The 13,454-nt window shown below is 46.5% G+C and carries 13 protein-coding genes; 5 read left to right on the forward strand and 8 right to left on the reverse strand.

The features are described 5' to 3' along the window. Nucleotides 1-14: 14 nt before the first annotated feature. Complete coding sequence (locus tag QEP07_RS11150) at nt 15-1,244, reverse strand: M16 family metallopeptidase (RefSeq protein ID WP_285010169.1); 1,230 nt, start codon at nt 1,242-1,244, stop codon at nt 15-17. Between the two features lie 128 nt (nt 1,245-1,372). Between QEP07_RS11150 and htpG the strand changes: the two genes are divergently transcribed. The 5 genes from htpG to QEP07_RS11175 all read left to right on the forward strand — a co-directional run bounded on the left by htpG (nt 1,373) and on the right by QEP07_RS11175 (nt 6,390). Continuing rightward, a complete protein-coding gene (htpG, locus tag QEP07_RS11155; protein WP_285010171.1) occupies nt 1,373-3,262 on the forward strand; it encodes a molecular chaperone HtpG in 1,890 nt (629 codons plus the stop codon). Nucleotides 3,263-3,419: 157 nt separating this feature from the next. Next, a complete protein-coding gene (locus QEP07_RS11160; RefSeq protein ID WP_285010172.1) occupies nt 3,420-4,130 on the forward strand; it encodes a DUF4397 domain-containing protein in 711 nt (236 codons plus the stop codon). 178 nt (nt 4,131-4,308) lie between these two features. After that, nucleotides 4,309-4,818, forward strand: coding sequence for an RNA polymerase sigma factor (locus QEP07_RS11165; RefSeq protein WP_285010173.1), 510 nt, complete (start codon nt 4,309-4,311; stop codon nt 4,816-4,818). Beyond that, complete coding sequence (locus QEP07_RS11170) at nt 4,799-6,067, forward strand: porin family protein (protein WP_285010174.1); 1,269 nt, start codon at nt 4,799-4,801, stop codon at nt 6,065-6,067. Before QEP07_RS11165 ends, QEP07_RS11170 begins: the two co-directional genes overlap by 20 nt. Nucleotides 6,068-6,123: 56 nt before the next feature. Continuing rightward, the gene (locus QEP07_RS11175) at nt 6,124-6,390 is read left to right on the forward strand and encodes a hypothetical protein (RefSeq protein WP_285010176.1); all 267 of its coding nucleotides are present in this window, start codon (nt 6,124-6,126) and stop codon (nt 6,388-6,390) included. Between the two features lies 1 nt (nt 6,391). Here QEP07_RS11175 and QEP07_RS11180 read toward each other — a convergent pair whose 3' ends face one another. The 7 genes from QEP07_RS11180 to ruvX form a co-directional block, all read right to left on the reverse strand. Continuing rightward, entirely contained in the window at nt 6,392-7,930 is a 1,539-nt protein-coding gene (locus QEP07_RS11180; RefSeq protein WP_285010746.1) for a YifB family Mg chelatase-like AAA ATPase, read from the reverse strand. Between the two features lie 95 nt (nt 7,931-8,025). Further along, the gene (gene ffh / locus QEP07_RS11185; protein WP_285010178.1) at nt 8,026-9,366 is read right to left on the reverse strand and encodes a signal recognition particle protein; all 1,341 of its coding nucleotides are present in this window, start codon (nt 9,364-9,366) and stop codon (nt 8,026-8,028) included. 84 nt (nt 9,367-9,450) lie between these two features. After that, nucleotides 9,451-10,470, reverse strand: coding sequence for a DUF3078 domain-containing protein (locus tag QEP07_RS11190; protein ID WP_256002632.1), 1,020 nt, complete (start codon nt 10,468-10,470; stop codon nt 9,451-9,453). Between the two features lie 77 nt (nt 10,471-10,547). Continuing rightward, nucleotides 10,548-11,300 (reverse strand): hypothetical protein, encoded by a 753-nt coding sequence (locus tag QEP07_RS11195; RefSeq protein WP_285010180.1) that lies wholly within the window; start codon nt 11,298-11,300, stop codon nt 10,548-10,550. Nucleotides 11,301-11,350: 50 nt separating this feature from the next. Continuing rightward, on the reverse strand, nt 11,351-12,340 hold the full coding sequence (locus QEP07_RS11200) for a glucosaminidase domain-containing protein (protein WP_285010181.1): 990 nt from the start codon (nt 12,338-12,340) through the stop codon (nt 11,351-11,353). 24 nt (nt 12,341-12,364) lie between these two features. Next, nucleotides 12,365-13,000, reverse strand: a complete 636-nt coding sequence (locus QEP07_RS11205) for an O-methyltransferase (protein ID WP_256002625.1) — start codon at nt 12,998-13,000, stop codon at nt 12,365-12,367. A 9-nt stretch (nt 13,001-13,009) separates the two neighbouring features. Further along, nucleotides 13,010-13,426 carry a Holliday junction resolvase RuvX gene (gene ruvX, locus QEP07_RS11210; protein WP_285010182.1) on the reverse strand — a complete coding sequence of 139 codons (417 nt, stop codon included), beginning with the start codon at nt 13,424-13,426 and terminating at the stop codon, nt 13,010-13,012. Nucleotides 13,427-13,454: the final 28 nt, after the last annotated feature.

The raw sequence follows: 13,454 nt of genomic DNA on the forward strand, positions 1-13,454 counted from the left end.
GCAAAAGTAGTAAATTAGCTTATAGGAAAAAAGCTCAGGGAACTCAGGTTTTCTTCGTCGAGCACCTCATTAGCAATGTCAGCAAGCGCGTCAGAAGATACCGCTTCTATTTTATTGAAAACCGTCTGCAAACTATCCACAAACCCATAGTCGAGCAGGCTCTTTGCCATCGAAATGATCAGACCGATACGGTTCTCTTCACCCAATGCAATCTGACCGATAAGTTTCTGCTTTGCTTTTTGAAGCTGTATGGGTGATAAAGGCTTGTCCTTTATTTTTTTCAGTTCTCTGTTAATCAGCATCCATGCCTTGTCAACCTTCTCCTTGTCCGTTCCGAAATATATGGTGAAAAGGCCAGTATCGCTTAGCGGGCTGTAGCTCGACTCGATCGTGTAGGCAATGCCATGCTTTTCCCTGATCTGCAGGTTTAAGACGGAACTCATCCCATTACCCCCAAGGAAGTTGTTGAGCAAGAGTAAACCGGTTTTATACTCATGGTGCAGCGAGTACGCCTGAGCGCCTAATACTGCGTGAACCTGCTGAATCGGCTTCTGTTCAACAATAGCTCGCGGACGAACCTTTTTAGGAGGCGTGCGCGTTAGCGAGGGCGTGTTTTCAGCAATGTCAGCATAGTGCTTTGTAAACACAGCCTTGGCTCTGTTAAAACTATAATTACCCAAAACGGCAACCACAATCTCGCTTGTCCGGTATTTAAAGGCAAGAAACTTGAATATATCAGCTCGAGTGATCGACATAACGCTTTCTGAGGAACCAAGTATATTTCGGCCAAGCGCATTTCCCGCAAATATCAGATCTTCAAAATCATCATATATGGCTTCTTCCGGCTGATCGAGATATGACGCTATTTCATCCAGGATCACACTTTTCTCCTTCTCCATCTCATCCTCAGGAAATGTAGAATGAAAAACGATGTCGTTAAAGAGTTCTAGGGTACGATCCAGATAGGGGTTGAGAAATGAAGCATGAATACAGGTGTATTCCTTTGTAGTATAAGCGTTTAAATCGGCTCCCACGCTCTCAAGCCTGTTTAGGATCTGGTTTGTCGTTCGCTTCTCGGTGCGCTTAAAGATCAGATGTTCTATAAAATGCGCAAGGCCACTTTTATCATCGGCTTCATCTCTGGAGCCGCTATTGATAACAATGCAGGCATGTGAAATCGGAGAAGCTGAGGGGACGTGGAGCAAGCGTATGCCATTAGGCAACGTGTGAACATTATATTCCATTCCGCACAAAGGTACACAAAGTAAATTGACTGCTGCGGTTTGATTAAAGCCGACTGTCAATTTGACAACAAAATTATTTTTGGAATAGGCCTTGATATGCAGCACATGTACTTTTAAAAGTTAAAAATATGAGCGTAGAAGAAAAAGGAACCATATCCATCCACACGGAGAACATTTTTCCTATTATCAAGAAATTTCTTTATTCCGACAACGAGATTTTCTTGAGAGAACTCGTTTCCAATGCCGTTGATGCGGTGCAGAAAATTAGACGACTTTCATCGCTGGGCCAGTATAACGGAGAGCTAGGAGCGCCGCTGGTAGAGGTGGCACTCGATAAGGAGAAGAAGACCATAACCATATCCGACAACGGACTGGGGATGAGTGCCGAAGAGATAAAGAAATATATTAACCAAGTGGCTTTCTCGGGCGCAAGCGAATTCGTAGAGAAGTTCAAGGACGCAAAAGATGCCAACGAGATCATTGGCAAATTCGGGCTTGGATTTTATTCTGCCTTTATGGTGGCCGACTTAGTCGAGATTCAGACCCTGTCTTACCAGGAGGGAGCGGAAGCTGCTCGTTGGGTGTGCGACGGAAGCACTACCTACGAAATTACTGCAGGTAGCCGCACTACTCGGGGAACAGACATTATTCTTCATATCAACGCAGAGTCTGAAGAGTTTCTGGACAAGTTTAAGTTAGAAGGAATCCTCGACAAGTATGGAAAGTTTCTTCCTGTTCCCATTAAGTTCGGCACCAAAACCGAGCAGGAGCCGGACGGAGAAGATGAAGAAGGAAAGCCAAAATACAAAAGCGTGGAAGTTGATAATATCATCAACACCACGAATCCGATCTGGACCAAAGCGCCTGCAGATTTGTCAGATCAGGATTATCTCGACTTTTATAAACAGTTGTATCCATTCTCCGAGGATCCGCTTTTCTGGATACATCTTAATGTAGACTATCCATTTAACCTGACCGGGGTACTATATTTCCCTAAACTGAAGAACGACTACGAGTTTCAGCGTAACAAAATCAAGTTGTTCTCCCGCCAGGTATTTATTACCGACGAGGTTAAAGACATTGTTCCAGAGTTTTTAATGCTTTTACACGGTGTAATAGATTCTCCGGACATTCCGCTAAACGTATCACGAAGCTTCCTTCAGGCCGACAGCAACGTTAAGAAGATCAACAACTATATTACACGTAAAGTAGCCGACAAGCTTCAGGAGTTGTTTAATAAAGACCGTAGGGCGTTTGAAGAAAAATGGACAGATATTGGCCTTTTTGTTAAATACGGTATGGTAAGCGAAGAGAAATTTTACGAAAAGGCCAAAGACTTTGCGCTGCTTACAAACACCAAAGAGGAGCACTATACCCTGGAGGAATATCGCGAAAAGGTGAAGGACATACAAACCGATAAAAACGGCCAGGTTGTTTACATTTACGCTAATGACCCGGCTAAGCAGGACAGCTTTATCCAGTCGGCAGGCAAAAAGGACTACGATGTATTGGTCATGAATTCTCCGATCGACAACCATTTCGTGAGCCATCTCGAACAAAAGCTTGAGAAAACTTCGCTGAAGCGTGTCGATTCAAGCGTTGCCAGCAAGCTTATCGAAAAAGACGAGCAGATCGAATCTGTACTTACCGAGGAGCAATCACAGCAGGTTAAAGAAATCTTCGAGAAAGCTATTTCGAAGCCGGGCTACACCGTTGAGATCGTAGGACTCAATCCTGAAGAGCTGCCCGTGACCGTCACTATGGACGAGTTTATGCGAAGAATGAAAGACATGGCCGCAATGGGCGGAGGCATGGGTTTCTACGGCAGTATGCCTGATAGTTATAAAGTAGCAGTAAATGGCAACCACAAGCTCATCGGAAAAATAGCGGCTGCAACAGACGAAGAGACCAAAACTATGCTTGCCAAGCAGGCGATGGACTTAGCATTACTTGCGCAAGGCATGCTAACGGGAGCCGAACTAACGGCATTTGTCAGCAGAAGCGTAGAACTCATTTAATTAAGCGATCCTTAACAGATCATGAGCTGGCTGAGCAATCAGCCGGCTTTTTTTATGTTTTTTAATTCGATGTAGCGTTTTGTCAGCTTTGCCCGTTTTAGTATCAAACTGTTAGCGGCCATAACAAGATTGAAACAAATTTAAAGAGACAAACACTATGAAGATTTTAACAAATATTAAAACCATCTCAAGAACTTTCGCAGCACTGGCCTTTGGTGCAATCGTTTTATCCGCGTGTTCAAAAGATGATGACGATTTTACGCCTCCTGAAATCGCCGGACTAAACGTTGTGCATGCCTCTCCCACAGCAGAGAAGCTTGATGTTTATGTCGAAAACACCTTAGTGCCCAACAATACCGCCTTCAGTTTTGGAGGTAAGATCGGTTATTTGAATCTGATCACTGGAAATAGGACCATTATTGTAAAGAAAAGAGGAACAACCGCGAACCTGCTTTCGGAAGGCTTTGACTTTGAGGTTCAAAAAGGGTATACCTTGTTTGTTGCCGATAAATTTGACCAGTTGAAGTATGTCATGATTAAAGATGATCTGTCGTACCCGCAGAGTGGTAAGGCGAAAGTGCGGTTTGTGCATATGAGTCCGGATGCTCCGGCCCTAAATTTGGCTATAGCGGGTAAAGACACCGACTTATTTACAAACAAAACGTTTAAGCAATACACGGAATTTGTAAACATAGATCCGGCACAGAATATTACGTTCAATGCGGAGGATAAAGAAACCGGCGCCGTGGTAGCTACCGTCGCCAACGTAAAGATTGAAGCAAATAAGATCTATACCATTTGGGTAAAAGGCCTTGCAGAATCTGATGATGATCAGTTGAAGCTGGCCGTAAACGTTTTTGCTCACTAGGCCCTGTGCCAGGCAAACCGACAGCCGGGACTTATGTTGGTTCCGGCTTCATTAATTAAAAAATATCCAGGATATTTGCGGGTCAACTGACTGATATAAAACGAATTCCCAAATAGGAATGCTCCATTTGCATCAAGCAATCAAAGGTTGCTTAAATAACGACACCAAATGCAAAGAAATGGTCTACAAATCATTTTACGGATACATTATTGGGGTTATTTTACGCTATGTAAACAACCGCGATGACGCGGAGGAACTTGTCAACGACAGTTTTATTAAGATATTTAAAAACATCGCACAATTCAGTTTTCCTAAAGAGGACGACCAGCTTCAGAAGGCTTTCAAGGGATGGATTGCCAGAATATCATCCCGAACTGCGATCGATTTTCTCAGAGCCAGAAAAGAGTTTACCTCAATAGACGATATTGCAGAGGGCGACCAGCCAGTTACCCATCTAAACGCCATCACTCAACTTAACGTGCGGGACATCATGAGCCTGCTCAATGCCCTCCCGGAAACCCAGCGCCTTATTTTCAATATGTATGAAATCGAAGGCTTCTCGCACGATGAGATTTCCAGGGCACTGAGTATCTCTGAAAGCTCGAGCAGGGTTTATCTTACCAGAGCCAAGACAAGGCTGAGGGATTTATATGTTAAAAATTTAAGTCATGTTTATGCGACCAACTGATCATAGAGAGCCAGGAGAGGACGAGCTGATTGCCCGTATTCGGGAGGGTTTGATCGGGCATGAGGAGCCTTATCGCCCGGGCGCATGGGAAGAATTTAGTACGAAGAAGCAGCCAGGACGCAAGCCGCTTATATTATGGCTCGGCGCAATAGGCTCTGCTGCTGCAGTGGGACTCATCGTAGCCAAATTGTTCTTCTTTAACCAGACGCAAACACCAGATTCATTGATTCCGGCTCAGGAACAGCCAGGACTTACAAAGATTGAAGATACGGGTATTCAGAAGGCCCCCGAAACAACGGCATCTGAAACGCATATTTCAAAACGGGAGCAGATCATTGTTTATCCTGCGGTAACTCCGGGCACTGAAACGCAGGGATATGCCGTTGCGCAGGACCCTGAAGCTAGTCCGGTACAGGCAATCGCTAAGAACCCGGCATATAACATAGCCAATGTTGTACCTAAGCTGGAACAGTCGGCCTCAGAGAGAGTAGCCCGTCCTCAGGAAGAAACAACAACTACGCCGGTGACAGCCAGAAGGAACGATATCGAAACGTTCCTGGCGCTCGAGTCGGCGAGGAACCAGGCTCAGCCTAAAAAAGATGCTTCGTCCGCGGCCGACAAGTGGGAAGTCGGCGTTATGCTGGCGCCCTCTGTAGGCAATGCAGGCAAATTGAATATGGGTTACGGCTTAAGTATGGCCTACGCGCTTTCCGATAAAGTATCGTTAAGCTCAGGGCTCTCTTATAATGAAATGGCGGCATCTAAAGGTACTGAGGACAACCGGCTGATGGAATCGCCTGCGAAGACTGCCATCGCCAGCGAATCGAAAAGCCTGGAGTCTGTGGATGCCAGGGTAGTAGGAATAGACATCCCGCTGGAAGTAAAATACCGCTTCAGCGAAAAGGTATATGCAAACGTAGGCGTCTCGGCTTTCGCGGTCATCAATCAGCGCCAGAACAACACCTATATACAGGAGCGCCTGGTGCAGAACGCCCCGACCCTGGCCGGTGAGGAAGACAGCTTTAAAACCGTCATTGTTGCCGAGAAAGCCAGAGAGGAGGCTCCGCGGTCTGAGGTCAACCAGCAGAACTACCTTGGCTTCTATAATTTTTCTTTTGGATTCAGGCAGAAAATAGCGGGCGACAAGGCAATTTCCATAGAACCCTTTATGAAGGTGCCGATGAAGGAAATTTCCAAAGAAAACCTGCGCTTCATGGGTACCGGTCTCCGATTGAAATTCGACTTCTAAGTGCTGAAACAGCTCCGTAATTCTGATTATCTTTACACCAGAATAAAACAGTAGCCATGCAGCAACCATTTGATATCATACTCGGCGATGTGAACTATGCGGTATTTCCTGAAGGAAATGATACCTACGCCATATATAAGGACGGAAAAGAATACGCTCTTATTCAAAGAGATACCGATACCCAGTGGATCAAGTTGGATGCTGAGACCGGTACACCTGACTTTGAGGCCGACGAAGAGATCAATCAAATCGGCCGTGAAATCGTTGCCTATGTGCCTCCTGCAGAAGGTGATGAACTGGACGAAGACGAGGACGAAGATTAATCTACCGGTTCCAGCTGCTTCTGTCCAGGCTGCGGTAATGGATTGCCTCCGCCAAATGCTCCAGGCGGATTTCCGGTGTCCCCGTCAGATCCGCAATGGTGCGCGAAACCTTCAGTATACGGTCATACGCCCTGGCCGAAAGCCCAAGTTTTTCCATGGCACGCTTAATTAACTGCTGTCCGTCAGGATTAATTTTACAAACTGCGCGGACCATATTGGGGCTCATTTGCGCGTTGTAGTGCAGCGATTCCTGCTGCCTGAATCTTTCCGTTTGCACTGCCCTGGCAGCGATCACCCTTTCGCGAATCGCACTGCTCGGCTCAGCCTCCGCAGCAGATGTCAAGGCATTAAAGTCAACAGGGGTTACTTCCACGTGCAGGTCAATCCGGTCCAGCAAGGGTCCTGAAATCTTTCCAAGATAGCGCTGAACCTCGCCCGGACTACAGGTACATTCGCGCTCGGGGTGGTTAAAGAAACCACATGGGCACGGATTCATAGAGGCGATAAGCATGAAGCTGGCGGGGTAATCCACACACATCTTTGCTCTTGATATCACCACATTCCTGTCTTCCAGCGGCTGACGCATCACTTCCAGTACGCTTCTTTTAAACTCCGGAAGTTCATCCAGAAATAGTACGCCGTTATGCGCAAGGGAGATCTCCCCAGGCTGCGGATTAGCTCCACCGCCAACCAATGCCATATCCGAGATTGTGTGATGCGGACTGCGGTAAGGGCGTTCGGTCATCAAGGCATTTGCGGCACTTAACTTACCCGCGACAGAATGAATTTTCGTGGTCTCCAGCGCTTCATGCAGACTAAGGGGAGGAAGGATCGTTGGCAACCGCTTGGCCAGCATCGTTTTTCCCGCGCCCGGTGGACCAATCAGAATCAGGTTATGCCCGCCAGCAGCTGCAATCTCCATCGCGCGTTTGATGTTTTCCTGGCCCTTAACATCAGCAAAGTCGTGAGGATACCGGTTTATACTCCTGAAAAAGTCAGCGCGGGTATTTACCTCCACCGGTTCAGGTCTCTGGCCTCCGGTAAAAAAGCTAACCACTTCGGGCAGCGTGCGCATGCCATATACCGAAATATCGCTTACAATAGCTGCTTCCCCAGCATTTGCGTCCGGCAGAATAAAGCCACCGAAGCCAGCCTGTCTTGCTTGTATTGCGATTGGCAAAGCACCTTTAAACGGCTGGAGTGTCCCGTCGAGCGAGAGCTCGCCCATAATAAAGTAATTGCCTATGTCGTCCGCTTCAATCTGACCTGAAGCTGCCAGGATGCCAATAGCAATAGGTAAATCGTATGCAGAACCTTCCTTCCTGATGTCGGCAGGCGCCAGGTTAATCACAATTTTCTGTCTGGGCATTTTGAGGCCGGCCGACTGGATCGCGTTTTCTACTCTGCGCAGACTTTCCTTGATCGCATTGTCGGGCAAGCCAACGATATGATACCTATTGCCACCACCAATGCTCACCTCAAGCGTTATCGTAAGCGCATTGACACCAAATACGGCGCCTCCATATGTTTTTACCAGCATAGCTTTTACGAGGGGCTCGTTGCCCTTGTCTAAATTAAGCTGATTTACCGCCACGACGGTTGCCGTAAAAGAAATTTATTTTTTTAGGCAGAAGACTACATTCTTCCCTGAGGCATTTTCGGCATGTTTCTCATCATCTTTGCCGCAGCGGCCGGATTTGAGAATTGCTTCATCACCTTACGCATGTCCTCAAACTGCTTGATCAGTTTAGTAACCTCCTCAACAGGTCGGCCCGAGCCTTTAGCGATCCTAAGCCTTCTGCTTTGCTGAATGCTATCCGGGTTTTCCTTCTCAAACGGCGTCATAGACTGGATGATCGCTTCAATACCTTTAAACGCATCATCTTCGATCTCGATGTTCTTCATCATTTTGCCAACGCCTGGGATCATCCCCATCAGATCCTTCATGTTGCCCATCTTTTTAATTTGCTGGATCTGATTATAAAAGTCGTTGAAGTCGAACTTATTCTTACGGATTTTCTTTTGAAGTTCCGCAGCCTCTTTCTCGTCAAACTGCTGCTGCGCGCGCTCTACAAGGGAAACCACGTCACCCATACCCAGAATACGGGAAGCCATACGGTCCGGATAGAATACATCCAGCGCCTCCATTTTCTCACCCGTACCAATAAATTTAATGGGCTTGTTTACCACCGATTTGATAGAAAGCGCAGCACCACCTCGGGTATCACCATCAAGTTTCGTTAAAACCACCCCGGTGAAATCAAGGCGGTCGTTAAAAGCCTTGGCAGTGTTAACCGCATCCTGTCCGGTCATGGCATCAACAACGAACAGGATTTCATGCGGTTTAGTATTGGCTTTAACAGCGGCAATCTCATCCATCATCTGCTCATCTACCGCCAACCGGCCTGCTGTATCTATGATAATAACGTTGTTATTCTGTTTTTTACCCTCGGCAATACCTTCCATGGCAATACCTACCGGGTCTTTCGAGTCGCGGTTCACATACACCGGCACACCGACCTGTCCGCCCAGAACCTCCAACTGATCAATCGCTGCAGGACGATATACGTCGCCCGCCACCAAAAGAGGCTTCTTACCTTTAGCTTTAAGGAAGTTTGCCAGTTTACCGGTAAAGGTCGTTTTACCCGCACCGTTCAAACCCGCAATCAGGATAATCGTAGGATTGTTCTTAAGGTCAAGCTCCGTAACCTCACCACCCATCAGGGAGGTCAGCTCATCGTTCATGACCTTGGTGAGCAACTGTCCGGGCGAGATAGACGTAAGAACGTTCTGACCAAGCGCCTTCTGCTTCACCTCATCCGTAAAGGTTTTCGCTGTCTTATAATTTACGTCGGCATCCAAAAGCGCCTTACGGATCTCCTTCATGGTCTCGGCCACGTTGATCTCTGTAATGCTACCCTGACCCTTTAAAACTTTAAACGCACGGTCCAGCTTATCCTGTAAATTTTCAAACATCTCTTAATCCTGTATTTATGGTGATTATACTCGCTCCAAAGTTAGTGAATTTTTTGACCCCACATAAGGCTTGTACCTGTTTACTTATCTCGGGAAAGTGAACCCAAAACCTAAGGAAAGGTTTTGACTGGCCTGTATTTCGCGGTCAGCATCTTTATCAAACAGACCTACGCCGTTGATCTGCACCCGCATAAACTTGTTGATCTGAGACTTCAAGGTAACATCCAAGCGGTGGTCAATATGCTCAAGCTGCCTGTCGTAAGGGATAAACATGTTATAACGGGCATAGAGGAATACATTCTTAAAGATTTCCTTATCGCGGAGTTCGCTGGTTACCTGAAAGGCGAGCTCATTTCTGAACGTTTGAGGAGGCCTTGCACCTTCACGCTTTCTTAAGCCGTAATTTCCGTTGTTAAACCGGGTGTTTATTACCGTTGTATCCAGCATAAACGTTTGTTTTGCCGTACCCGTACCGATCCTTGTTGAAAAATAAGGAACAGGTTTGTACTCAAAACCGATAGACTCCGTAAGGTATCCCGGAGACATGAACTTGGAAATCAAGGACGACTTCTCTTCCCCTTCTTCCCTGTAATAGGCATAACCCGCATCAAACTGCGTCTCAAGGGTTACCGATCCAAAGAAGAACCAACTCTTCGACAGCTGCAAACCCGCTTTGTTATCCCAGAAGATACGGTCTTTCGTTTTTTTCTGCAATTGGTCCTTATTTTTGATCTTACCGTATTCCAGCCTTACCTCGCTGGTATAGCTGTAGCCCTCCTTGCTGTAGGCTGTCCTGTAATTCAACATGCCACCCACGGCAAATGAGTTTACACCACCGGCTTTCCAGTTCTTCGAAAACGAGCCCTGATTTACATCTACGCCAATCTGCGTGGTCGTCTTCCAGTAGTTTACTTTTTCATCCACCACAACCGGCAATATCTGTACAGGTTTGAATACCATGGGCGTTATACGCACCGGGATAGGACTCCGCTTTAACTTAATTTCAAGTCCTTTAGTTTCAATAGGAAGCGTATCTATCTCCTGTGCAAACAGAGGAGATACTGCGCCGAGCAATAAAAAAAGACAGATCTTAAAAGGCTTCATTTTATACAAAGTAAAGCAAAAAAGTGACTTATTAAAAGTTTAATGCTAAACTAATTACGGGCATAAAAGTTTTCTAATCAGAACTCTTCCATTTTTACCTTAGGCAAAGGAGGCAGGCGAAAAGCGGCTGGATTACGCTTATAACTTGCATAACTGTTCCTCAGATACACCACAAAAGCATAGTCAGACGCACTAAGCACAAATTCGTACGTAGGCCGGTATTGCTGCATAAAATCCTGCGCTTCATGGTCGCCGATATTCAGTACCTGCTTCACGTGTTCCGGCCTGAACCTGTAATCAATGATCGACTCCCGGTAGTCGCGCTCCAGGATTTTTTGCAAATGCCGCGCATTTTTTCCCTGCCGGCTTAGCAGGTTATAAATTGCATCTATCCCCAATCCAACGCCGCCCATACCCAAATTGAGCAGGTCTTTAGATTTACCCCTTTCAAGGGCATATTTATATTCGCGCTGCGTCAACTCGTATTGTTCCTGAGGCGTCAGCTTCCTGCCCATAATAGACACTTCTTTAAGCGTAATTCCGCGCGATTTGAGTTGAAACAGTACCGACGACTGGCCGTTAAACACTATCGTATCTATCGAATATCCCTCCAGAATCGCAAAGACCGTGTCGCCCGACGCGGCGGTGATGGCAAACTCACCCTTGGTGTTGTTGTAAATGCCCTCATCGCGACTGCTGTTATAAATATAGACTTTTGCCAAACGTTGTTTAGTGTCTGTATCAATTACAAAGCCCCGCAGGTTGCCCGTCTGAGCAAAGGCCCCTGTAGCGCATGAGCAAAAAAGAATAAGCAGACCTAAAATCTTCATTAGAAAAGTCAAAGCTACAAGATAACATCATGAGCCGTAAAATATTAACATTATTTAACTACAATCAGTTTCTGCCCAATTTTAATTCCGGAGTCAGTCAGACCGTTCAGCGTTTTCAAGTCCTCCACCGAAATATTAAAACGTTTAGAGATACTGAAGAGGGTGTCGCCCTGTTTTACGACATAATTCTTTTCAGCTGGAACAGCAGCCGGATCAGGTGCGGACGTTGGTTCCGGAGTTGCGGGCGATAGCACAACAGGCTTTTTGTCGCGTTGCTTATATGGGCGGTATACCGGCGCAGGCGGGATGTCGTTGTTTATCGGCGGAGCGGAGATTTTCAATGTGTCCGGCACTTTAAGCACCTGTTTAGACGGAGGCGTCTCCACGGGCTTAAACTTCTTGTCTTCTTTAGGAATGTTGGCATTGATCTCTGTAAACACCCTGTCCTCCCGCTTCAATTTTTCCGTTTCCGTTTCAGGCTGATCGTAGCGGTATAACTGATACTTGTCGATCAGGTTGATCAGCAGTTCCGGGTATTTAGGGTTGGTCGCATAGCCCGCCGCTTTCAATCCCATAGCCCAATTGCGGTAATCGTTTTTGTCGAGCTCGAATAAAGCACTGTAGCGTTTGCGCTTTAAAAATTCCGAATGGTCGCGGTACGACTCACGCGCGTCCTTATAGACCCGGAAACAATCATCCTTCTGGTCATCATCTTTATAATACCCCTTTCCCTTCCAGTCGGACGTACATTTTATGCCGAAGTGGTTATTAGCAAAGCGCGCCAGACTGCTGTTGCCGCTGGCCGACTCGAGGATGCCCTGCGCAAGCGTGATACTGGCTGGGATCCCGTACTTGTTCATCTCTTCAATGGCTACCGACTTGAACTCCTCTATATAAGACAAGGTTGTCCGCGATTTGTATTCAGGATTAGCTTTTGTGGCTTCCTTTTCAATTTTTTTATTGTTACGGCTGTATTGTCTCGTCTTACAAGACGAGAAAAACAGGATAATTGCAGCAATGCCCAGCAGTTTATATTTCATTAAAACGCTCGTTTTCAGTGTTAATTATTTTTTTCTAATGATAAACAGACCGTCCCTAACCGGAAGGATCAGCTTCTCTACACGGTCATCGGCAGCGATCTTGTCGTTAAAACCTGTAATGTTTTTTGTGTCCTTATCCTGTTTTTCCTGCAGCACTTTGCCGCTCCAGAGCACATTATCCACAATAATCAGTCCTCCGCTCCGCACCTGGTCGAACACCATGTCATAATATGTCCCATTGTTTTTCTTGTCGGCATCAATAAACACCAGGTCAAACACCTCGTCAATCTCCTGAAGCGTGCTTGTCGCATCGCCGATAATATACCTGATCTGATCCTTGAAAGGGGATGCCGCGAAGCTCTCACGCACCATGTCTTCCAGTTCTTCGTTGATGTCGAGCGTATACAGCATGCCATCATGCTGCAGACCTTCGGCCAGGCATAGTGTGGCATAACCCGTAAAGGTACCTACTTCCAGTATCCTTTTTGGAGAAATCATCTTGCTCACCATGCTCAGCACGCGGCCCTGGTAATGCCCCGAAAGCATTCGAGGCATCAAAACCTTCAGATTGGTTTGCCGGTCTATGTGCTTCAGTAGCTCGCTTTCCGGTTCACAGTATTGAAGCAGCAGTTGCTGCATATCATCATTGATCAGGCTCATATTGTGCTGTTATAAACGAGGTTGCTCCATAAAATATTGTAAAATGATCGTAGCCGAAATGGTATCAATACGCTCCTTGTTTTGCCGGTCCTGCTTCCTGATCCCGCTCTGCAACACCGTCTCATGTGCCAGTTTGGAAGTGAATCGCTCGTCGACCCAATACTGTGGAATATCCGGGAAAGTCTTTTTCAGGGTACGCGCAAAACCCTTCACATGCTGCGCGGAGTCCGAAGGGGTACCATCCATTTGTTTCGGGTCGCCAAATACAAAAGCCTCCACAGTTTCCCGAGCCACATAATTTTTCAGATATTGCACTAAATCCTTCGGATGCACGGTGTCCAAACCAGTGGCAATGATCTGCATCGGGTCGGTAACCGCAATACCAACACGCTTTGTTCCATAGTCGAAGGCCATAATACGGGGCATGGGTCCAAAGATAACCAATTATTAAGTA

Origin of the sequence: Pedobacter faecalis (assembly GCF_030182585.1) — a bacterium.
GTDB lineage: Bacteria > Bacteroidota > Bacteroidia > Sphingobacteriales > Sphingobacteriaceae > Pedobacter > Pedobacter faecalis.

Coding starts and splice junctions, on each gene's coding strand:
- QEP07_RS11205 (WP_256002625.1), bottom strand. CDS start 13,000: ATGAGCCTGATCAATGATGATATGCAGCAACTGCTGCTTCAATACTGT.
- QEP07_RS11175 (WP_285010176.1), top strand. CDS start 6,124: ATGCAGCAACCATTTGATATCATACTCGGCGATGTGAACTATGCGGTA.
- QEP07_RS11165 (WP_285010173.1), top strand. CDS start 4,309: ATGGTCTACAAATCATTTTACGGATACATTATTGGGGTTATTTTACGC.
- ffh (WP_285010178.1), bottom strand. CDS start 9,366: ATGTTTGAAAATTTACAGGATAAGCTGGACCGTGCGTTTAAAGTTTTA.
- QEP07_RS11150 (WP_285010169.1), bottom strand. CDS start 1,244: ATGGAATATAATGTTCACACGTTGCCTAATGGCATACGCTTGCTCCAC.
- QEP07_RS11195 (WP_285010180.1), bottom strand. CDS start 11,300: ATGAAGATTTTAGGTCTGCTTATTCTTTTTTGCTCATGCGCTACAGGG.
- QEP07_RS11170 (WP_285010174.1), top strand. CDS start 4,799: ATGTTTATGCGACCAACTGATCATAGAGAGCCAGGAGAGGACGAGCTG.
- QEP07_RS11200 (WP_285010181.1), bottom strand. CDS start 12,340: ATGAAATATAAACTGCTGGGCATTGCTGCAATTATCCTGTTTTTCTCG.
- ruvX (WP_285010182.1), bottom strand. CDS start 13,426: ATGCCCCGTATTATGGCCTTCGACTATGGAACAAAGCGTGTTGGTATT.
- QEP07_RS11160 (WP_285010172.1), top strand. CDS start 3,420: ATGAAGATTTTAACAAATATTAAAACCATCTCAAGAACTTTCGCAGCA.
- QEP07_RS11190 (WP_256002632.1), bottom strand. CDS start 10,470: ATGAAGCCTTTTAAGATCTGTCTTTTTTTATTGCTCGGCGCAGTATCT.
- QEP07_RS11180 (WP_285010746.1), bottom strand. CDS start 7,930: ATGCTGGTAAAAACATATGGAGGCGCCGTATTTGGTGTCAATGCGCTT.
- htpG (WP_285010171.1), top strand. CDS start 1,373: ATGAGCGTAGAAGAAAAAGGAACCATATCCATCCACACGGAGAACATT.